We start from the raw sequence: 19,395 nt of genomic DNA, 5'->3' as shown, positions 1-19,395 counted from the left end.
CCATGGCCCGGCTGCCAGCCCGCGCGACGATCATGCCGACCGAATCGGATCCATTGCTGCTCACACCACCCGGCCAGGCTTCGCCAGGCCGCTTCAGTCGATCATGGACCGCCTTCTGGCTGGCACTGGCGGTCCTGGGTATCGCGACGCGCGTCTGGCTCGCCGTCTACACCTGGGGCACGAACGACGCCGACACCTGGTGCGTCTTCGGGTACTACATCAACCGATGGGGCCTGTTCTACACCATGTCATGGGAGACGCAGCTCAATCACCCCCCGCTGCCGGTTTACTGGGCCATGTTCGTCTATCGATGCGTCGCGCCATCGAGCCTCTGGGAGATCGAAACGGCACGGCCGCCGCTGTTTCCCACGTTCTTTAAGCTCCCGTCGATTCTCGCCGACATCGGCGTCTGCTGGTTGCTGTTCCGGATCATGAGCAAGCGCGTCGGCCGTCCGGCCGCGATGGCAACCGCTGCCGGGTATGCCTGGTGCTTGTGCGCCATCCTTGTCGGTGGCTACCACTGCAACACCGACAACATCTACGCCTTCTTCTGCCTGCTGTCGGCGTACTACATGGAAGAGAAGTCGGCGTACTTCAAAGGTGGTCTGGCGCTGGGGGCGGCAATCAATGTCAAGCTGACACCAGTTCTGCTGATCCCCGTCTTCCTGCTTTCCTGCCGCAGATGGCGCGACGGCGGAAAGTTCATCGGCGGACTGGCCGTCTGCGTGCTGCCGTTCGTGCCGATGCTCGTTGTCGCCGGCGAGCATTTCGTCAACAACGCGATCCAGTACAAGAGCAACCCTGACAACTGGGGCATCACCTATCTGCTGATGCTCGCCACCGGCGGCCCGCCTCAGAACATCGATAACGCCACCCTCGGCGACAACCCGCTCGTCGCGTTCTTTTTCCTCAAGGGCCGACATCTGCTGCTGCTGGCGGTGGGAGCCTGGGCGGTCCTGGGGCGAGTGCCGGTCGGCCGACACCTGGCCAATCGGTATGACCTGGGTGCCGTAACGCTCGCGCTGTTCCTGGTCCTGGCGCCCGGATTCGGCGTCCAATACACGGTCGTCGCCGCACCGCTTTTGTTCGCGTCGCGTCCCCGATGGGCCAACGCCTACGGCTTCGTCGCCGGGGCATTTGTCCTGTGCAACTACTGGGCCCAATGGCCGGGCCACAGCTGGCCGCCGAACTCGCAGTTCCGCGGTCGCTACCCCATGCCTTCGCCGATCTGGGGGCTGGCGGCATGGGGAATCCTGCTGGCCTACATTGGCACGATGGCATTCCGGAGCAGATCGCGAAACCAGGGTGGCGCACAAGACCGCGCTGGCAACGCCTTACCCGCCGCTCGATAATCTTCTGCATGACCGCACGACTTCTTGCCGCCGCGCTAATCGCTGCTGTGTTTGCCGGTTTGTCCCCCTTTGCCGCCGGCCAATCGGTGGAAGGGAAGTTCGGCCGGGCACTCAAAGTCGGGCCGGTGTTTGCCTCCGCGGATCACAACCCGATCTACGCCGTCAACCCGGTGACGGTCGAACTCTGGGCCCGCGTCAACGGCCGCGACTCGAGCATTCTGCTCTCGAATGAACCCCGCAACAGCAAGACGCACTGGGAGCTTTACACCGAACAGGAGACCGGCCGATTCGCCGTCGGCATGCCGGGATACAACCCGAAATCCGTCATCTCGCAGACCGATATCTCCGACGACCAGTGGCACTACCTCGTGTATCAGTTCGACGGCAAGACGGTTCGGCTGTTCGTCGACGGCAAGCTGGCGGCCGAGGCGCCGGTCAAGATGACCGCGCCCCACTACAACACCGGCCCGCTGCTGTTCGGCTATGAGGTCGGCGTCGCGGCGCATGGCGATACGTCGATCGACGACGTCCGCATCAGCCGGGTGCTTCGCGACGCAACCAAGGTGCCCGCCGCTCCGTTCAAGCGTGATGCTGATACCGTCGGTCTGTGGCATTTTGACGAAGACGAAAAGGCACTCGCCAAAGCCGGCGGCTACGGCGACGACTCGGCGATCGGCAACATCGCCCGTCTCAAGAAGCGCGAAGAAGGCGTCGTCGACAACGGCGGCTTCAACAACACCGTCGGCAACAAGACCCGCTGGTCCGACATGGACTACGGGCCGTTCTTCAGCAGCACGATCTCCAACCCCAGCAAATCAAACACGACGTTCAAAGCAGTCAGCCTCCAGCTCGGCAAAGACCGCAAGCACTTCATCACGTTCGACACCGAACTACTGCGCATGAGCGCCGCGTGGGACGGTTCTTTCATCAAGATTCCCGCCGGCCGCGAAGGCTTGTCTGGCCCGCCGACCATGGGATCTACGGCGCTTCTTCAGACACCCGTCGCACCCGGCTGGGCGACTGGCGCGAACGCCGACGATTGGTCGGATCCTCGCCCGCAAAAGTCCGGCTCTCTTCCCCCTTCCCGCGGCAAGTACAAGGGCATGTTTCTTCAGGGGGAACACGTCGCGTTTGCCTATCAGGTCGACGGTGTCGATGTCGTAGAGGCAACTGGTGTTCAGATCGACCAGGAGTTTGCGATCTTCCGCCGCACTTACGAGATCGCGCCGTCACCGCTACCGATGGCCACCACCGTGTGTTCAGTTCCCGACGCCAAGGACCGGAAAGAAGACGGGATCGTCATCCTCGAGTCGGACGGACCATCCACTTTCGCCAGCGCTTACGGCGAAGGCTCACTGCAAAGCATCGGCGGCCGCGTCGTTCTGAAGGTTGAGCCGCATGCGAAACCGGTCGTCATCGAAGTCATGCTCGCGGCAGGCGACACATCGAAGCTGGCCCAGTTCAAGGCTGCGCACAAGATTCAGACGCAGCGGAACCAGAACCGGTCGGCCTACCAGCCTGTTATGGACACGCTTCGGAAAGGCTGCCCCCCGCGCTACCCCCAACCCCTCATCACCAAAGGCACCCTCGGCAAATCCGACGGCCCCTGGGCCGTCGACACCCTCACCGCCCCCGACGACAACCCCTGGCACTCTTTCCTCCGCTTCGGCGGGCACGACTTCTTCTCCAACGGCGACGCCGCGATCTGCTCGGTCTCCGGCGACGTCTGGGTCGTCTCCGGCATCGACGACAAGCTCGAAAAGCTCTCGTGGCGGCGCTTCGCGACCGGGCTCTTTCAACCCCTCGGCCTGAAGATCGTCGACGACAAGGTCTACGTTCTCGGCCGCGATCAGATCACGAAGCTGCACGACTTCAACGCCGACGGCGAGGCCGACTTCTACGAGAACTACAACAACGACGGCATCGTCACCACCAACGGCCACGCGTACGTCGCGTGCCTGGAACGCGATGCCGCCGGCAATTTCTACTACATCAAGTGCGGCGACCGCACGCCACACGGCGGCACGGTGCTAAAGGTGTCGCCCGACGGGAAAACGCTCAGCGTCCACGCCACCGGCGTTCGCAACGCCAACGGGCTGGGCATGTCGCCGGCTGGCGTCGTCAGCTTCGCCGACAATCAAGGCGATTGGGTGCCCGCGTCGCGGATCGACCTGATCACGCAGCCGCGGCAGTTCCTCGGCTACACCCCGATGAGCAAGACCGACACGCCACCGACCGACCCCGGCAAGCCGATTTGCTGGATGCCGCAGAACATCGACAACTCGTCCGGCGGTCAGGTCTGGGTGCAGGGCAACCAATGGGGCTTGCCGGCGGGCACCATGCTGCACACGAGCTACGGCGCGGCGACCCTCTTGCAGGTCATGCCGCAAACGCTGAAGGCCGCCGACGGATCGGAGGTCACGCAGGCCGCAGTCTGGAAGCTGCCGCTGGCGTTCAGCACTGGCATTATGCGTGGCCGTTTCCGCCCGCAGGACGGCCAGCTGTACGTCAGCGGTTTACGTGGCTGGCAGACGGCGGGCACCAAAGACGGCGCATTCCAGCGAGTGCGCTACACGGGTAAGCCGCTACACGCCCCGACCGCCGTCGCCGTTCACAAGAACGGCATCAAGCTCACGTTCACCGACGCACTGGACCCCGAGACCGCCAACGACGCCGGCAGCTACTCGATCCTGCAGTGGAACTACCGCTGGAGCGCGGAGTACGGCAGCAAGCACTGGTCGGTGAAGAACCCCGACGCCCAGGGCTATGACACGGTCGACGTGAAGTCCGCGAAGCTTCTGCCCGACGGCAGAAGTGTCTTCCTGACCATCGACGGCCTGAAGCCGGTCATGCAGATGCGCATTTCGGTCAACATCGACTGCAAGGACGGCGAGACGATCAAGACCGACGTCTACAATACGATCCATGCGCTGGCACCAGAGGGACCGTAGCACGGCGCGACAAGCATCCGAACCGCGGAGCACATGAGCGTTCCCCGATACAAGGTGACCAACGAACTGGCCGCGGCCGACTTTGACGCCATCGAGGCTCTTCTGCGGACCAGCTACTGGGCGGCGGAGCGCCCGCGCGACGTCATCGAGCAGACGTTCCGATCGCCGGCGTCGATCCCGTTCTTCGTGCTCGACATGACCGGCGTCGCTACCGGCAGCCCCCCGGCGACTGTCGGTTTCGGTCGAGTCGTGACAGACCGACTGACCATCGGCTGGCTCTGCGACGTTATGATCGACCCGAGCCACCGCGGCGCGGGCATCGGCAAGTTGCTCGTCTCGTCCATGCTCCACCACCCCGACCTCAACAAGCCCGGCGTTCGACTGGTCCTCGGCACCAAAGATGCCCATGGTCTCTACGAGCAATTCGGCTTCTTCCGCCGCGAACTGATGTGGCGCCACCCCATGGGAGCTACCGCGACCAAAGGCTTCTGAAATTCCCCCACTGGATTCCCGACAGGTTTCGACGATAATCCCGCGAAGCGAGGGACCACCACCCAACATCGCACTCGTAGCTCAATTGGATAGAGCATCGGTCTTCGGAACCGAGGGTTACAGGTTCGACTCCTGTCGAGTGCATTTATCGTAAGTGGTGAATAATCGCCACTTTCCGAGAGTTTGACGGCGTTCAACCGCTGTAAAACCGACTCGGAACGACAACCATTCCGACAACCAGACATATACCGTACACTCTCTAAGCCCCTGCTGGAGAGTCCATGGCTACGGCACGAATCACCGGTAAATCCGCCGGCAAATCCAACGCTCGATCGATCCAAATCCCCTCCCTCAAGCGGCACCGCAACGGCCAGTGGTTCATGACCAAGCGCCTTCACGGGGTCAAAAAGTTCTACTATTTCGGCTGCGACCAGGCCGAGGCGCACGCCGAGTACCTGCGGCAGGTGCCGGACATCCTGGCCGGACGACAACCGGGAACGGTTGTCGATGCCAGCACGGTCGAGGTGCTGCAGCTCGCCGACCGGTTCGTGGAAGCTCAGGCGGCCCGCGTGAAGTACGGCGAAATTGGAGCCCGACACTTCGACGACATGCGCCGCGCCGCCGAGTTCTTCGTGCAGTGGGCGGGCGAGCAGACGCCGGCGGGAAAGATCCCGCCGCTGTCGGGCTTCCGCTCGTTCCTGATGGCTCGCATGAAGCTGCACGCCTTCAGTCGCAACGTCACCCACGCGCGGGCGATGCTGAAGTGGGCGTACAGGCACAAGCCCGCCCTGCTGCCGTCGCCGCTGCACGAGGATGACGCGTTGGCCAAGGCCAGGGCCAAGCACATCCGCCGCGAGCGCCGGGAGAACGAAGCCGAGAACGGGTTGCCGATCTACCAACCGCACGAGTGCCGGGCGCAGGTGCGGGCGGCGGCCAAGGCGGGCAACTGGGAGTTGCTGTCGTTCATCCTTCTGGGTCTCAACGCCGGCATGGGCCAGACGCACATCGCGATGCTGCCGAAGAAGCCGATCGACTTTGATTCCCTCTACGTCGACTGGGTTCGAACCAAGACGGAGGAGATCTGTCAGTTCACGCTGTGGCCGATCACCGCGGCGGCGCTGAAGCTGGCGATCGCCCGCCGACCCAAGCCCAAGAATCCGGCGATGGCGGACCAGTGCTTCATCCATCCATCGGGCAACCTGTGGGCCCAGGTGTTCATCGGCAAGGTCGAGGCGTCGCCGGGTGCGATCGGCAGCGTCGCGCCGAACGACGAGATCGGCAAGATGCACCGGCTGCTCGAGGACGGCCTGAAGGTGGCCGACGGCAGCGGTGACAAAGGCGGAGAGCGGCCGATGAAACGGCCCGGCCGGGCGTTCTACGCCTTCCGCCGGACGTTCAGCACCAATGCTAACGACGTCCCGGACAAGGATGCGATCCGCCGTACCATGGGCCACTCGCTCACGGGGAACGATCCCAGTTACGTTCGGGCGATCCCGGTCGAACGGCTGCGGGCTGTGACGGATTACGTTCATCGCAAGCTCTTCTTCTGGTCGCCGGAGGTTTTACTGCGCGTGCCGCCCGGGCAGGTCGATCAGTTGTTCGACGACGCCTTCGTCGGCCCGCCGGCGGTCTTCGCCGAAGCGCCAGCGGTGGTAGTGTCAGCGGCGGACCTGTCAGGCGCACCGAGGTAACCCGGCCTGGCCGGGCGGATGTACTTGGGCACGTACTTGATCGGCCGCGCCCGCTCGGCCGCCACCTCGAGCGGGACGGCCGAGGCCTCGATCGCCCTCCTCACGTCGGCAGGGTCGACGCGGAGCATGGAACGGCCCTTGCCCAGGTCGATCAGCGCGACACCCTTGTCGCGGAGCCATGCGCGGGCCTTGTCGTCCGAGCAGTTCAGGAAGGTGGCGACCTGGTGAACGGTCCAGAGCGTTCCCCAGCGTTGCCGGCTCTTTAGCGCCAGCTCATTCCTTACGTCTGCAATGGTCATCAGCGGCATCGCACACCTTCTTTCAGCAAGACCCGTTGGCGTCCAACCACCACCAACGACCTCAAGACCAGTTCGACCAGGCGAAGTCCCCGGCGTCGTCGCCGAAGAATCGGCGGCGTCGCTCGCGCCGATTGTCCGGCTCACCAGGATCGCCTGCCGCCAGCGCCACCTTCGACGGCGGACGCGAGCCCGGCGGGCCCGATCGCAGCGGCGCTGCACGCGAGCCTTCGTCACCCAACGCGACCTCGCCGCGATCGGCAACGATGCATCCGCCGCGCAGCTCGGCCACTTCCGTCGCGAGGCCCGCGTCTCTCGAATCTGTCCAATCCATCGCAACACCTCTGCCCGGTCGCGGGCGCTTGAAGTCATTGGTCCTGCCCCGTGTCCGCTGTCACTCCGCCCGAAACGTCGCCGCCGTCCAGCTCCTTAAGCCACTCGCGCACCGCGCCCAGGTTCTGTCGGCGGACGTCCTCCAGGCGGAACTCCACCAGCGCGAATCGCAGCCGCAGATAGCGTTCCCGCTCGCCATAGGTCGCGACCACCTCGGCCGCGTGGTCGGCATCGCAGCGCCGCAGCTCGTCCAGCGTCGGCTCGTCAACGCCGGTCACGACACAGACCGCAAACGCCGGCCGGTCCAGGTGCACTGCGGGTTGGGCCGCGGCGGCGAGCTAGTGGCTTGCGGGGGCATCGGCGACCGGCGGCATCACGCCCATGCCAGCCGAGAACCACCGGAGAAGTTCGAAGATTCGAGCCAGCCGGTCGGCAACTTCCAGGCCGACGAGACGAACACAAGCCAATCCGCGACTGATAAGAAATCTGATTCGAAGCGACCTGGCGTCAGGGGGCATTGCCCCTCGTGCAGCACACGCAACGTGCTTCGTGAGGCTGGACAATCACTGGCAGATCGACGAGAAAATTAGGGGGCATCTGACCGAGATTTTCCGCAGCGGACTGCGCCCACCATTTTCTTGTCCGGGATATGGGCCTTACAGAAAGACATCCATGCGATCTGCAATGCTGATTGTCGTGCTGGCGATGTTCATCACGGTCGGCTGCAAGAACGAAGAGACCAAGGACCCGCCAAAGCCCGCGCCGCCGGAACGCGACCAGGCGAAGGAGCCCAGAGACGCCGCATCTTTAGGCGGACAGGTCCCACCGCCAAAGCCCGCGGCAGGCAAGCCGGTGGTGGAAGATCTGGGTGGCGGCGTGAAGTTGACGCTGATGCCGATAGCGGCGGGAAAGTTGATGATGGGGAGCCCGGCGGGCGAAGAGGGTCGCAGTGACGACGAAGTCCAACACGAGGTGATTCTGAGCAAGGGATTTTACATGGGCCAGACGGAGGTGACGCAGGGGCAGTGGAAGGCGGTGATGGGCGGCGAGAACCCGAGCTCCTTCAAGGGAGACGACCTGCCGGTGGAGCAGGTGAGTTGGAACGACGCGGTGGCGTTTTGCCAGAAGCTGAGCCAGAAGACTGGAAGGAAGTATCGATTGCCGACTGAGGCGGCGTGGGAGTATGCCTGCCGTGCGGGTACGACAACGCGTTTCAGCTTTGGTGATCGCTACGCGGATTTGCACAAGCACGGGAATTACTGCGATCGATCGAATACTTCCGACATACCCGTGCAGGATAAGACGAACGACGACGGGAGTGACAAGACATCGGCGGTTTCGAAGTACACTGCAAACACGTGGGGCCTGCAGGACATGCACGGGAATGTGTGGGAGTGGTGTAATGACTGGTTCGGCGACTACCCGAGGGGAGCGGTGACGGACCCAAAGGGCCCTGCGAACGGCGAGAGTCGTGTTGCGCGTGGCGGCTCGTGGTTCGACTATCCGCAGAGCTGCCGCGCGGCGTTCCGCCTCGACTACTCGCCCGTCCTTCGGCTCAACAATGTCGGGTTCCGTGTCGTGCTGGACTTCGAATAACCCTTTGCCCTTTATCCCTCTTACCCTCGCTCGGCGTTGCGATGGGCCGTGGGCTAATAGCTTGCAGGGACATCGGCGGGCGGCGGTTGAACGCCCATTCCCGTCGAGAATCGCCGCAGAAGTTCGAAGATGCGGCCCCTCAGGATCGTCTTGTCTGCCGTCGAGCCCGGGAAGGAGTCGGCCAGGTCGAGCAGGCCCTGTTTGACTTCGTGGATCGCGGCGAGGCGATCGCGGGTGCACTGCTCGACGGAGTGGAACTTGCCCTGCTGGACCTGCAGGCCGAAGTCGAGCACCTCGCGGCGCTTCATCTTCAACGCGACGTCGGCCTTCTTGCTGATCGAGAGGGATTCCATCCCCCGTTCCAGGCCGCGCTCGGCGGTGACCGCTGCCGGGCCGGTGTGGCCGGTGGAATCGGCCGCGGCTTCGGCCCTGGCGTCGGCACGGGCTTCGACTCTGAGCTCGGCGTTCGCGGGACGTTCGACCAGCTCGGCCGCCGCCCATTGCTGTATCCGGATGACATCGGAGGCCTTCCAGGGGCCGGAGCTGAATCGCCAGTCGTCGCGTTTGAGCCAGCCGTTGACGGCGGCATGAGAGCGGCCGACGAGCTTGGCCAGGTCGCGGCCTTGGCCTCGGCGTCGAGCGTGGGGCTGGCGTCGATCGCGGGCAGGTACCAGGACTTCACGCTGGTCCAGGAGCGTTCGACGACGACGGCGTCGACCTTCGATTCGTCGCGCGTGGCGGCGATCAGGGCGTCGACGTCGGCCAGGCGCAGGGGATCGATGCCGGCGTAGTGGCGGAGATCATGCTCCATCAGCGGCACGCCCTTGGTGACGCCCGTGGCGAAGGGCTTGGACGTCGCGCAGCCGCTGTCGCACCCGACGATCAGAGCCAGAGAAACAACCACGGCAAGCAGCCCGGAGAGCCGGGCGGAGGAGAGGGATCGCATTTTGAACCTGTGGAAAGGTGGAAAGGTGGAAAGGTCGATTTTGGAAACCCGATATCGCGTTCAGCGCGAGATGACGCGAACCTCGCGCCTGGGACCCCTAGGGGAAGGACCCAGACATTTTGTCGTGAGTGGGCAGGGGTGGGGGATAGGGTATGGACCGGGCAAAGGCGGTCACCTTCTGCAGGTCAGCCCGCACGGTCTCGTGTGAAACGTCGAGCCGCTTCGCGATCGCACGGAGGGATCGCCCCTGGCCCCTCTGCCCACGCAGCACGGCAGCGTCGTACGCCCTGCGGCCCACCGCTGCGATCACCCTCCTCCGCTGCTCTCGTCGATCAAGCCTGCCCATCTACCGTACTGCCAGAAGTGTCACCTAGAAGCGCGCTAAGCCGCGTCGCCGTCTGCTGCTAAAAAATCTGCGCCAGTAGAACGCTGGACGACCTCGAACGCAGGATTGTGCAGGACATACGACTGCTGCGGCGCGAGCCCTCGCAGGATGTAGCCGCTGGCACCCGACACCACCAGACGCGTCTCCCAGTGCAGCGACCGCCACCACTTCCAGGTGTCGGCGCCCTCCGGCTCGCAGTACTCACGCTCCGTCCTGGCCGCATCGAGCCACCGCCCGGTCCAACGCAGCTCGTCGCTTTAGACGTCACACCCGAGCCGCCGCAGGGACCAGTAGTCGTACTCGTGCAGCAGTGCCTCACCCTGCCGATCGTGGGGCACGTACCGCCGGACCATCCGTGCCACTACCGTCGCCATACGGCTCTTGATCGCCGTCTCCTCCTCGGACCTGGGCATGCGGCGCAGCAGCTTCTTCGCCCGGCGCGATAACCGCCTCCGCTCGACCGCCTCCAGGCTGGCCAGCTTCCGCTCGCCACGCCGTGCCACGGCTGCGCCGATGACCGCCTGCGGTGTCTCCGTCACCATTGCTACTCTCTTGTCGGACGACCCCTGTACACTAATTGTAGCAGATGCAATCACTCTGGCTGAATTAAATCGCTGCCCCTGCCAGCTTGCCATAATGGGCGCCACCGTAAGCGGACCTCACCCTCGACCATCCCGGCCAGGGCTACATCGTGATTTCCTCGTGTGCGGGCCGGCGGTATCCTTTACCCTTGCCGCCCGAGAACGGTCCGCGGGCCTCTGAAGAAGCCATATGGAATACGTCATTGGATTCGCCGCTGCGATTGGAATTGGATTGTTCGCCACCGTGGTGGGCTTCGACAAAGACCGCAGCTTCTACCCGGTCGTGTTGATTATCATTGGCGCGTTATACCTCCTCTTTGCGGCGATGACCGGGTCCACCGAGACCTTTGTCGTGGAGTCCATTCCCGCACTCGCGTTTGTGACGATCGCTGTGCTTGGGTTCCGGAAGAAGGCTCCTTGGATCGTGGTCGCTGGCTTGGCACTTCACGGGGTTTTTGACTTCTTTCATCATGCAATGATTGTGGATCCCGGTGTCCCTAGTTGGTGGCCTGGTTGGTGTCTCTCCTACGATGTCGTTGCTGCCGCCTACTTAGCCGTCCTGATTCTCATCCGGAGGAAATCGATTGCAGTCTCCTCCTAACCAGTCTCCTCCTAAACATTCGCTGCCTCGTCACGTGGCAGTCCTCGGGGCGGCGGGCGGTCTCGGCCAAGGTATTCTCCGCGTGTGTCGTTTGGAGGGAATCGATTTCACTGCCATCGTCCGCTCGCGTCCTGAGCGCATCACCGACGTGCCACCCGGCTCTCGTGTCGTCGTTGTGGAGTCTCTCGCGGATTTCACGGCGCTCGCCGCGGCGTTTGCCGCCACAGATGCGGTACTCACCGCCCTCGGAGTAACGGCAACGACCCACGATCGCTCCGCGCTGCTCTCGGCGAACATGGCTTCCGTCAAGGAGTCCATGATCGCCGCAGGAGTCGACCGCATCGTCATGATCAACACACTGCTCACCTCCTTGCCAGGAATGCCGGCGAGCCGGCTGATGCGCTTCTTCTCGTGGATGCCAGGCAACATGGGTCGTGGGGCCGCTGAACAACAAGCCGTCGTCGATGCCCTCGGCAAGGGCGTGTTTACATCGCTTCGCTGGACGCTTGTTCGCGCCGCAGTCAACTCCAGAGGCCGTGCCGAACCTCCAGTCGCTTCCGGCGACTGGCCGGGCGCATCAAACTCATGGTTCCCGGTCGCTTATGAAGACATGGGCCGGTGGATGCTCGAGGAATCCGTCGCGAATCGTTTTGTTGGGGCAGCTCCGCTTGTATCCAGAGGTCGCAGATGAATCGCCCGCGGCGAAACTTTAGGGCTTTAGATCGCATCCTTGCCATGCGCTGGCTTGAACTCAGGGTTCCACCGTTGTTCGTCTGGGTCGTCTTTGCCGGTGCCATGTTCGGTGTGGCCCGCTTGGTGCCGACACCTACCTTCAAGTTACCTGGCGCTTCTGTCTATGCGATCGCCCTTGTCGTTCTCGGCGCCGCAGTTGCGCTGGTTGGCGTTGTCGCGTTTCGGCGAGCGGGCACAACGGTCAATCCCATAACTCCGAGCGCTGCGGGGATCGTGGTGTCTGGTGGCATCTACCGCTTTACTCGCAATCCGATGTATCTTGGCTTTCTCGTGGCCCTTGCGGGTTGGGCCATCCAACTATCGAATGTCGCTGCTGCACTTCTCTTGCCGGCGTTTGTTGCCTACATGACTCGGTTTCAAATCAAGCCTGAGGAACAAGCCTTGGCCGCAAAGTTTGGACCGCAGTTCATGCAATACAGGTCCCGTGTCCGGCGATGGGTATAGGTGCGAACATGCCAGGCGACTTACGCTCCATTTTACGGCCGGTATACGCCCCCAGCCCCTCTACCCTCGCCACTTCCCTCGATCGAGCCGCTGGATGCATGCCTTTTCAGCGGATCACTGCACAGATGTCTCGAATGTGGTCGCGCAACCAGCGATGGGCTTGATCGGCATCCAGCCGCGGGTGCCAAAGTAATGAAACCGTGAACGCTGGTATTGAGACCGGAAGCGGGAAGCTATGCATCCCAGCGCGTAAGTTACCGGTGTGGCGTTCGGGCACGCTGGCGATCAGGTCGGAGGCCCGTGCCAGGCCCAGTGCGGTGGAAAAGCCACCAACGATCGTGACGATCTTCCGTTCCAAATCGAATTGCTGCAGGGCTTCATCAATCGGTCCCTTGTCGAGACCCTCCCGAGAGACGCTGATGTGTCGGCCGGCCGCATAACGGGACGGCGTGATCTTTCCCTTGCTCAGTGGGTGCCCCTTTCGCACGACGCCAATGTAGCGGTCCCGGAACAATCCCTGGACACGCAGCTCCGGTGCCGTCGTCTTTTCCAAAACGCCTGTTTCCAGATCGACGGTCCCGTCCCGGAGCGGTGCGCTGTCTTTGTTTGGCTTCTGCACAAAGCGCAGCCGCAGGCCGGGAGCCTCCTCGCCGGCGCGAGCAATGAGATCCGGTCCGAAGTTCTCCACAAAGCCTTCGCTGGTCCGCAACGTAAATGTTCGGACTATCTGCTTGAGATTCAGCTTCTCGGCAGGCCGTAAAACCGCTTCACCGTCCTGCACGAGCTGACTGACTCGCTCGCGGAGTTCGAGCGCTCGGGGTGTGGGAACGAGACCACGCCCAGCCCTGACCAGCAGCGGATCGCCCGTCGTCTCTCGCAATCGCGCCAACGCCCGGCTCATCGCCGACGGGCTAAGACGCAACCGTCGGGCAGCATGCGTGACGTTGCTTTCCACGAGCAACACGTCAAGGGTGACGAGCAAATTGAAATCGGGTCGCGACATGAATTGACCGTATCGGAATATGGCGTCAAACGCAATGATAACATGCAATCAGTGCGTATTCCGCCATGCGTGAAAGGCACCTATCCTTCGCCTTAACGATTGAACCGGGTCCATCCGCTCCGAATTGAAAGGAAACAACATGGCTAAGAACTCGCTGGACAAGTTTATTGAAGAGGTTGGACAGATTTGGGGTCCGCTTACCTCCGAAGTGATCGCAGGTTGTCGTCAGCACTTGGAGGAACTCGTCAAAGCGCCATCCACGGAGGAATGGTTGGCGGCACTGCACCGCGAAGCTCCGACTTACAACGAAGTTTACCGGGATCCGACACATGGTTTCGTGCTGTTGGCGCACACCGAACATGAGGGGCTCTATAGACCACCCCATGACCACGGCAGAGGGTGGGTTATCTATGCGATCCAGCAAGGCGAAATCGAGATGAGAACCTATGCGCGGATCGAGGCCCCGGACGGTAGCGTGAAACTCGTGAAGAGGGATTCAACGCTGGTACGCCCCGGACAGGTCCAGGTGTATCTGCCGGGGGATATTCATGACACACGGTGCATTTCCGGACCCGCACTGTTGTTCCGCTTTACAGAGCGGGACTTGAAGAAGGAGGACAAAGAAGAACACAGAGTGACGAGGTACATTGAGCGGGACGGCGTCTGGACCTTGGGGAGGCTCTAAAATGCCCCACGGATCATCATCGCCCGCGCGAGTCGACGACCGCATGGAAATGCAGTCGCTGGGGCTGGGCGAGCCAAGGCATATGGTCGCGATCGCCTCCGTGCTTGCTGCCATGGTGCTCGTGGTGCTGGACGCGGCCATTGCAAACGTCGCCCTGCCAACGATCGCGCGATCGCTCAGCGTGACGCCCGCCATGTCGGTCTGGGTTATCACTGCCTATCAGACCGCCTTATTGATGGCCTTGCTGCCCTGCGCCGCGCTCGGGGAAAGCGTGGGTTATCGCCGGGTCTTCACGGCGGGTGTTGCACTGTTCACAGCAGCGTCCGTGTTGTGCGCGTTGTCACCGTCCCTGTCTTGGCTCGTCGCGGCCCGCCTCCTCCAGGGGCTCGGAGGTGCTGCAGTCATGGCCCTCGGCGTCGCGCTGCTGCGCGTCGTGGTTCCAGATCGGCGGCTCGGCACTGCTATCGGCTGGAACGCCGTTGCTATCGCGTTGTCGTCTGCCGCAGGTCCGGCGATCGGCGCGGCGGTGCTGTCAGCCGCAACCTGGCCCTGGCTCTTCGCCGTCAACCTCCCCCTGGGTCTGTTGGTGCTACTCGCCACCCGCGCGCTACCAGATGTCGGCGGAACGGCACGTCGGCTGGATCTATTCAGTGTGGCGTTGAATGCCGGAGCCTTCGCGGCATTGGTCATTGGCGCGGAACTGCTCCCGACCAGGCCGGTCCTTGCTGCCGTCATGCTCGCCGCGGCAGCCCTCGAGATGGTGGCGCTGGTTCGACGGGAAATGCCGAAGAAGGCACCACTGATCCCGCTCGACTTGCTCCGCGCCGATTCATTCCGTTATTCGGCGATCGCCTCCGCGTGTTGTTTTGCTGGTCAGACCGCCGGCATGGTCGCGCTACCGTTCTACCTCCAGCACGGGCTTGGACAGGACACGCTGAAGGCCGGGCTTTACATGACGGCCTGGCCTTTGACCGTGGCTGTCGCCGCCCCGTTCGCAGGCCGTCTCGCGGACCGCGTGTCGACAGCCTGGCTGAGTGCCGTGGGCGGCATGCTTATCGCGACCGGGCTCGGAGCCGCCGCACTCTGGCCGTTGAAGAACGACCCGCTGCTGCTCGTGCCATTCACCATGCTTTGTGGCCTCGGTTTCAGCCTCTTTAATGTCGCCAACAACCGCAACATGTTCCTTTCGGCACCAACCGAGCGGAGCGGCGCCGCGGGAGGTATGCAGGGCACCGCCAGGCTATTTGGTCAAACCGCTGGCGCCGTTATCACAACGCTACTCTTCACCCTATCCTCCGCCGAAGCAGCGCCTCAGATCGGTCTTGGGATCGGAGCGGCGTTGACGTTTGTGGCAGGTCTTGTGTGCACGCTGACGGTCAGTCCGATGCCGCACCCGCCGGCTGGTGTGCCTGTCGATGGGAAACACTGAAGCATTCAGAGTCGGCACGCTATAGGTAATGCTCACTTTGGCGGAGTTCTTTCAAGCAATCCCTTTCTCAGTCCGGCAGGGCCGATCATCCAGGCACTGGATCGTCGGATAAGCGATTCAAGAGCGAAAACACCAAAGCAGACCGACCGATCCGTCATGTCACGCTGATCAGCCGTAGTGCGCTCGATGAAGCCAACTCGGAGCTTCGCGTGCCGTTTTTGCCGATTGAGACCAGACGCAATTTCCTGGTCGACAACATGAGTGCGGCAGAGCTACTTGGCCTGGTCGATAGAGGGTTCACGGTTGGCGGGGTTCAAATGCGGGGGTTTGAGGATAGCGTGCCGTGCGCGATTCCCGGCAACATGGTCACGAAGGCCGGGTTCAAGGAGGCCTTCGCAAATTGCGCGTGCTTAAGGGCGGAGATTCTCAGCGGCGGCATGATCGAAATTGGCGACGAGGTCGGCATCTCTCCGCTTCCCGCAGCCTGGATTGTGCCGCCGGGGTCAACCGGCCGCAGACCGCCACAGAAATCGTCGTGATTCATCATTGTGTCAAACGCCTCAACCCCTTCGGCACTTGGCAGAATCCCCGTGATTGCTGGTATCGACCCATGGCAGAGCGCCTGATGGCCCGTTGACGAACAATTCAGCTCCTTCGCGTCATTGTCTACGAAGTGGTGGGCAAGCAGCGGGGTTCTTAGGGCTTGATACGAAGTCCGACGGAAGTAGAGCGGCCTGTCGCAGATTTCCTACGGTAAACATCCCCCAGCAGCGTACATACCTCCAACAGATGGCTGATAACGCTGAATCGATGACCCCGTCACCTGCCCTCACTCCCGAGCGGCCGACTACGTCGTCTCAATCCTGCTTGTCGTCTGTCTTGATGTACTCCTTTGGCAACGTGGCGATCCACGCTTCCAGCTTCGCCGAGAGCTGCTTCACGATCTCGGGACGCTGCGCGGCGACGTTCTTCACTTCGGCAGGATCGGCGACCATGTCGTAGAGTTCGAGTTCGCCGTCTTTTCTTCGCGTGGGTCGCCGGAGTTTCCACTGGCCTTCGCGGATGAACGAGTCGCTACCCGGCGAGCTGGTCTTCCAGAAGAGCGGCTTGGTGCGCACATGCGGGCCTTTACCGAGCCACGCGGCCGATGCGTCTTCGCCGTCGAAGTCGGCCGCGTTGATTCTCACGCCGGTGATCGCGCAGAGCGTCGGCAGCCAGTCGGCGCCGCTGATGACAGATTGCTCGTCCGTGCGGCCCGCCGGAACGTGGCTGGGCCAGCGCACGATCCAGGGCACATCAAGTCCACCTTGCCAGTTCGTGTGCTTGCCGCCGCGTTGTGGGCCGTTATAGCCCATCTGATTGAATCGCAATCCGCCGTTGCCGGCTTTGGTCATATCCGCGCCTTGGTCGCTGTTGAAGACGACGATGGTGTTCTCCCGCAGGCCCAGTTCATCGATCCGCTTGAGCAGCCGGCCGACGGCGTCGTCGAGGGATTCGATATCGGCCAGATATCGGCGCATCCCGTCGTCCACGTCGCCGCCCGCCTTCCGCACGTCGTCAAACTTGCCTTGCATCTGCGACGGGAAATCGTTCTCGCTCACTTTCAATCCCGTCCATCGTTTCACCAGCGCGTCGGTGGGACTTACGGGATTGTGGGGGATGTGACCCCAGACATTCATATAAAACGGGCCATTCTTATGCTGTTCTACGAACTTGATGGCATCGTCATAGATGCGAGCGTCGCGCCCGCGCTCGTCGACGTGCTTTTTCTTTCCGCCTGCCTGCTCGTCGCCCGAAATAATGTCGTCGATCCCATACGTTCCGGGCTTGTCCACCGGCCCGATATGCCATTTACCAAAGTGCCCAGTGGCGTAGCCTTGCTTCTTCAGCAGCTCGGTGATCGTGACGTGGCTCGCAAAACCGCCGTTGGCGGGGTAAGTGGCATATGTCGCCGGGAACCTGGAGGTCATCAGCCCCGTGCGCGACGGGCAGCAAGTGCAGCCGGTGGCGTGGTACTGCATGAATCGCGTGCCATCGCGCGCGAGCGAATCGATGTTTGGCGTGCGAGCATACGGGTGTCCGTAGCAGTGCAGGTCGCCGCGACCCAGGTCGTCGGCCAGGATGAAGACGATGTTGGGCTTCGTATCAGGTGTTGCCGCGTGTAGTGCTGTCAGCGGAGCGAGCAGCGACAACACGAGTGCGAAGATGGCATGTTTCATGGCAGTAATCCCATGGGCGTCAATTTTGTTTCGGAGCATTCTTTATAGGCTGACTGTCGGCGAGGAAGGGCCGCTGGCGGACAGAATCCAGGTGTGGCGACTTCACGCGTGTGAGCCAATCGACGAGCCAGGCTTTCATCCATTCTGCTTCCGCGCGGTGCTTTTCTCTGTCGGGATTGTTGCCGATTAGATTGTTCAACTCCTGCGGGTCGGTCTGCAAATCGTAGAGTGCATCGAGCGATGGCGCATTTGCCTCGCGACCGTAAAGGAGCTTCCACCGACCATCGCATACCATGAAGCCGGGCACTCTCGTGGCCGGCCATTCGGAGACGGCGATGCGGCCGTTTCCATCCTCCCGACCCTCAATGAGCGGACGCAAACTGCGGCCTTCAGATTCGTGTCCGGCTTTGCCGCAGTAATCGAGAATCGTCGGAAAGAGATCGATGTGCGAAGCAGGTGCTTTGATGACCGTGCCCGGCTTGATGGTGCCGGGCAGGCGCAGGAGCAGCGGAACGTGGACAGATCCCTCGTAAAACACAAATTTGCCGTGCATCCCGTGATCGCCGAGCATCTCGCCGTGGTCGCTGGTGAACACCACCAGCGTGTTGTCGGATAACCCGAGCTCGTCGAGGCGCGTGAGAATCTTGCCGATCCAGTCATCCACTTCCGTGACCATACCGTAGTAGATCGACGTCATTTGCTGGATGAGCGGCGGACGGCGATAGAGCAGACCTTCCCCGGATTTGTCCGCATAAGGAGAATTCGTCCGAGGATCGCCTATGCTCACGGGCGGCGCAATGTTCTTCGGAGGATACATGCTGTAATAGGGTTCCGAGACGATCATCGGCGGGTGTGGTGGGCCGATGGAAATGGTGAGCGTAAACGGTCCGTCCTTCAGTCGGTCCAAGGCGTCGAGCCCTTCCTTCGCGGTGAACGCCGCCAGGCTGTGCTCCGCAGGAGCTTCCAGGCGTCCATAAGACTCGGCTTGAGAACCTTTGGGTGCGTCGGGTTTACCGAATCGTCCATCCAACTCAATTGGCGTGTAGATTCCATTCGCCTGAAGCAACTCGCCCGTGCGCAGGGGCCTCTTCGCGACATTCTTTTCGAGATAGGCGCGAAAGGCTTCGCTCTCGGACATGGTGGCCTTGCAGCCGGGCGGAGCCTTCTTGCCGTTGAGCCACATCACTGGATGCGTGTAGTCGAGCGCGAGATGGTAGGGGCTGTGATACTTGCCATGGTATTCGCCATGGTAGCCGCTGCGCAGAAGGATCTGATCGAACGACGGAAATGCCGGTGCGTCGGTCTTGTCGACATCCGCATTGGACAGCACCTTGTTGGACTCAATGCTGTGCCCGGTAAGGATTGCCGTGCGGGCAGGCACACAGACGGGACAAGCCGAGTAGAAGTTCGCGAAGCGTACTCCTTGGGACGCGAGTTTGTCGAGATTTGGTGTCTTGAGCACCTTGTTGCCCGCGCAACTCATCGCATCCCAGCGCTGCTGGTCGGTGATGATGAAGAGGATGTTGGGGGGACGCGATTTGGTATTGTCCCCCGCAAGTGCATCGCCGGCCAAGACCAGTAGCGACAGTGCCGCCAGAAGGAGAGTGGTAGTTCTCATGGTCACGCTTCCTCGACACG

At 62.3% G+C, this 19,395-nt stretch carries 20 protein-coding genes and 1 tRNA gene; 12 read left to right on the top strand and 9 right to left on the bottom strand.

Features of this window, described 5'->3' with window-relative positions; translation table 11 throughout:
* The first annotated feature begins 2 nt into the window (after positions 1-2).
* The 5 genes from IPV69_RS15300 to IPV69_RS15280 all read left to right on the top strand — a co-directional run bounded on the left by IPV69_RS15300 (position 3) and on the right by IPV69_RS15280 (position 6,486).
* Positions 3-1,352, top strand: a complete 1,350-nt coding sequence (locus tag IPV69_RS15300; protein WP_206290559.1) for a glycosyltransferase 87 family protein — start codon at positions 3-5, stop codon at positions 1,350-1,352.
* Positions 1,353-1,360: 8 nt separating this feature from the next.
* Positions 1,361-4,303, top strand: a complete 2,943-nt coding sequence (locus IPV69_RS15295) for a DUF6797 domain-containing protein (RefSeq protein WP_206290558.1) — start codon at positions 1,361-1,363, stop codon at positions 4,301-4,303.
* Positions 4,304-4,336: 33 nt separating this feature from the next.
* Entirely contained in the window at positions 4,337-4,795 is a 459-nt protein-coding gene (locus IPV69_RS15290) for a GNAT family N-acetyltransferase (protein ID WP_206290557.1), read from the top strand.
* Between the two features lie 70 nt (positions 4,796-4,865).
* Positions 4,866-4,939, top strand: a tRNA-Arg gene (locus IPV69_RS15285).
* Between the two features lie 137 nt (positions 4,940-5,076).
* Positions 5,077-6,486, top strand: a complete 1,410-nt coding sequence (locus IPV69_RS15280) for a hypothetical protein (protein WP_206290556.1) — start codon at positions 5,077-5,079, stop codon at positions 6,484-6,486.
* On the opposite strand, the gene IPV69_RS15275 is transcribed toward IPV69_RS15280, so the two are convergent.
* From IPV69_RS15275 to IPV69_RS15265, 3 genes are read right to left on the bottom strand one after another with little or no spacing between them, the layout of a single operon-like run.
* On the bottom strand, positions 6,387-6,794 hold the full coding sequence (locus IPV69_RS15275; RefSeq protein ID WP_206290555.1) for a hypothetical protein: 408 nt from the start codon (positions 6,792-6,794) through the stop codon (positions 6,387-6,389). The two genes, IPV69_RS15280 and IPV69_RS15275, sit on opposite strands and share 100 nt — an antisense overlap.
* A 52-nt stretch (positions 6,795-6,846) precedes the next feature.
* Complete coding sequence (locus IPV69_RS15270) at positions 6,847-7,116, bottom strand: hypothetical protein (protein ID WP_206290554.1); 270 nt, start codon at positions 7,114-7,116, stop codon at positions 6,847-6,849.
* A 34-nt stretch (positions 7,117-7,150) separates the two neighbouring features.
* The gene (locus IPV69_RS15265) at positions 7,151-7,429 is read right to left on the bottom strand and encodes a hypothetical protein (RefSeq protein WP_206290553.1); all 279 of its coding nucleotides are present in this window, start codon (positions 7,427-7,429) and stop codon (positions 7,151-7,153) included.
* Positions 7,430-7,787: 358 nt separating this feature from the next.
* On the opposite strand from IPV69_RS15265, the gene IPV69_RS15260 reads away from it, so the two are divergent.
* Positions 7,788-8,711 carry a formylglycine-generating enzyme family protein gene (locus tag IPV69_RS15260; RefSeq protein WP_206290552.1) on the top strand — a complete coding sequence of 308 codons (924 nt, stop codon included), beginning with the start codon at positions 7,788-7,790 and terminating at the stop codon, positions 8,709-8,711.
* Between the two features lie 53 nt (positions 8,712-8,764).
* Here the strand turns inward: IPV69_RS15260 and IPV69_RS15255 are convergent, their stop codons facing one another.
* From IPV69_RS15255 to IPV69_RS15245, 3 genes are all read right to left on the bottom strand, one after another.
* Positions 8,765-9,064 carry a hypothetical protein gene (locus IPV69_RS15255; RefSeq protein WP_206290551.1) on the bottom strand — a complete coding sequence of 100 codons (300 nt, stop codon included), beginning with the start codon at positions 9,062-9,064 and terminating at the stop codon, positions 8,765-8,767.
* Complete coding sequence (locus tag IPV69_RS15250; RefSeq protein ID WP_206290550.1) at positions 9,022-9,657, bottom strand: hypothetical protein; 636 nt, start codon at positions 9,655-9,657, stop codon at positions 9,022-9,024. Before IPV69_RS15250 ends, IPV69_RS15255 begins: the two co-directional genes overlap by 43 nt.
* 642 nt (positions 9,658-10,299) lie before the next feature.
* Positions 10,300-10,584: a hypothetical protein gene (locus tag IPV69_RS15245; protein WP_206290549.1), complete on the bottom strand. Its 285-nt coding sequence runs from the start codon at positions 10,582-10,584 to the stop codon at positions 10,300-10,302.
* 229 nt (positions 10,585-10,813) lie between these two features.
* Here IPV69_RS15245 and IPV69_RS15240 point away from each other — a divergent pair, with 229 nt between their 5' ends.
* From IPV69_RS15240 to IPV69_RS15230, 3 genes are read left to right on the top strand one after another with little or no spacing between them, the layout of a single operon-like run.
* Positions 10,814-11,224 (top strand): hypothetical protein, encoded by a 411-nt coding sequence (locus tag IPV69_RS15240; RefSeq protein WP_206290548.1) that lies wholly within the window; start codon positions 10,814-10,816, stop codon positions 11,222-11,224.
* A gap of 34 nt (positions 11,225-11,258) precedes the next feature.
* The gene (locus IPV69_RS15235) at positions 11,259-11,915 is read left to right on the top strand and encodes an NAD(P)H-binding protein (protein WP_206290547.1); all 657 of its coding nucleotides are present in this window, start codon (positions 11,259-11,261) and stop codon (positions 11,913-11,915) included.
* A complete protein-coding gene (locus IPV69_RS15230) occupies positions 11,912-12,421 on the top strand; it encodes a methyltransferase family protein (protein WP_206290546.1) in 510 nt (169 codons plus the stop codon). Before IPV69_RS15235 ends, IPV69_RS15230 begins: the two co-directional genes overlap by 4 nt.
* A 106-nt stretch (positions 12,422-12,527) precedes the next feature.
* Here the strand turns inward: IPV69_RS15230 and IPV69_RS15225 are convergent, their stop codons facing one another.
* Positions 12,528-13,424, bottom strand: a complete 897-nt coding sequence (locus IPV69_RS15225; protein WP_206290545.1) for a LysR family transcriptional regulator — start codon at positions 13,422-13,424, stop codon at positions 12,528-12,530.
* A gap of 139 nt (positions 13,425-13,563) precedes the next feature.
* Here IPV69_RS15225 and IPV69_RS15220 point away from each other — a divergent pair, with 139 nt between their 5' ends.
* From IPV69_RS15220 to IPV69_RS15210, 3 genes are all read left to right on the top strand, one after another.
* Positions 13,564-14,109, top strand: a complete 546-nt coding sequence (locus IPV69_RS15220) for a cupin domain-containing protein (RefSeq protein ID WP_206290544.1) — start codon at positions 13,564-13,566, stop codon at positions 14,107-14,109.
* A 1-nt stretch (position 14,110) separates the two neighbouring features.
* Positions 14,111-15,538 carry an MFS transporter gene (locus IPV69_RS15215; RefSeq protein ID WP_206290543.1) on the top strand — a complete coding sequence of 476 codons (1,428 nt, stop codon included), beginning with the start codon at positions 14,111-14,113 and terminating at the stop codon, positions 15,536-15,538.
* Between the two features lie 149 nt (positions 15,539-15,687).
* Positions 15,688-16,077, top strand: coding sequence for an MOSC domain-containing protein (locus IPV69_RS15210; RefSeq protein WP_390884414.1), 390 nt, complete (start codon positions 15,688-15,690; stop codon positions 16,075-16,077).
* 318 nt (positions 16,078-16,395) lie between these two features.
* On the opposite strand, the gene IPV69_RS15205 is transcribed toward IPV69_RS15210, so the two are convergent.
* Positions 16,396-17,757 carry a sulfatase family protein gene (locus IPV69_RS15205; RefSeq protein WP_206290541.1) on the bottom strand — a complete coding sequence of 454 codons (1,362 nt, stop codon included), beginning with the start codon at positions 17,755-17,757 and terminating at the stop codon, positions 16,396-16,398.
* Positions 17,758-17,776: 19 nt separating this feature from the next.
* Positions 17,777-19,375 (bottom strand): sulfatase-like hydrolase/transferase, encoded by a 1,599-nt coding sequence (locus IPV69_RS15200; RefSeq protein WP_206290540.1) that lies wholly within the window; start codon positions 19,373-19,375, stop codon positions 17,777-17,779.
* Positions 19,376-19,395: the final 20 nt, after the last annotated feature.

Origin of the sequence: Humisphaera borealis (genome assembly GCF_015169395.1) — a bacterium.
In the GTDB taxonomy this organism is placed as follows: domain Bacteria; phylum Planctomycetota; class Phycisphaerae; order Tepidisphaerales; family Tepidisphaeraceae; genus Humisphaera; species Humisphaera borealis.
Note: the sequence above shows the minus strand (reverse complement) of the source record. Positions and strands in the feature narration are given on the sequence as shown.

Coding starts and splice junctions, on each gene's coding strand:
- IPV69_RS15300 (WP_206290559.1), top strand. CDS start 3: ATGGCCCGGCTGCCAGCCCGCGCGACGATCATGCCGACCGAATCGGAT.
- IPV69_RS15295 (WP_206290558.1), top strand. CDS start 1,361: ATGACCGCACGACTTCTTGCCGCCGCGCTAATCGCTGCTGTGTTTGCC.
- IPV69_RS15290 (WP_206290557.1), top strand. CDS start 4,337: ATGAGCGTTCCCCGATACAAGGTGACCAACGAACTGGCCGCGGCCGAC.
- IPV69_RS15280 (WP_206290556.1), top strand. CDS start 5,077: ATGGCTACGGCACGAATCACCGGTAAATCCGCCGGCAAATCCAACGCT.
- IPV69_RS15275 (WP_206290555.1), bottom strand. CDS start 6,794: ATGCCGCTGATGACCATTGCAGACGTAAGGAATGAGCTGGCGCTAAAG.
- IPV69_RS15270 (WP_206290554.1), bottom strand. CDS start 7,116: ATGGATTGGACAGATTCGAGAGACGCGGGCCTCGCGACGGAAGTGGCC.
- IPV69_RS15260 (WP_206290552.1), top strand. CDS start 7,788: ATGCGATCTGCAATGCTGATTGTCGTGCTGGCGATGTTCATCACGGTC.
- IPV69_RS15255 (WP_206290551.1), bottom strand. CDS start 9,064: ATGGAATCCCTCTCGATCAGCAAGAAGGCCGACGTCGCGTTGAAGATG.
- IPV69_RS15250 (WP_206290550.1), bottom strand. CDS start 9,657: ATGCGATCCCTCTCCTCCGCCCGGCTCTCCGGGCTGCTTGCCGTGGTT.
- IPV69_RS15245 (WP_206290549.1), bottom strand. CDS start 10,584: ATGGTGACGGAGACACCGCAGGCGGTCATCGGCGCAGCCGTGGCACGG.
- IPV69_RS15240 (WP_206290548.1), top strand. CDS start 10,814: ATGGAATACGTCATTGGATTCGCCGCTGCGATTGGAATTGGATTGTTC.
- IPV69_RS15230 (WP_206290546.1), top strand. CDS start 11,912: ATGAATCGCCCGCGGCGAAACTTTAGGGCTTTAGATCGCATCCTTGCC.
- IPV69_RS15225 (WP_206290545.1), bottom strand. CDS start 13,424: ATGTCGCGACCCGATTTCAATTTGCTCGTCACCCTTGACGTGTTGCTC.
- IPV69_RS15220 (WP_206290544.1), top strand. CDS start 13,564: ATGGCTAAGAACTCGCTGGACAAGTTTATTGAAGAGGTTGGACAGATT.
- IPV69_RS15215 (WP_206290543.1), top strand. CDS start 14,111: ATGCCCCACGGATCATCATCGCCCGCGCGAGTCGACGACCGCATGGAA.
- IPV69_RS15205 (WP_206290541.1), bottom strand. CDS start 17,757: ATGAAACATGCCATCTTCGCACTCGTGTTGTCGCTGCTCGCTCCGCTG.
- IPV69_RS15200 (WP_206290540.1), bottom strand. CDS start 19,375: ATGAGAACTACCACTCTCCTTCTGGCGGCACTGTCGCTACTGGTCTTG.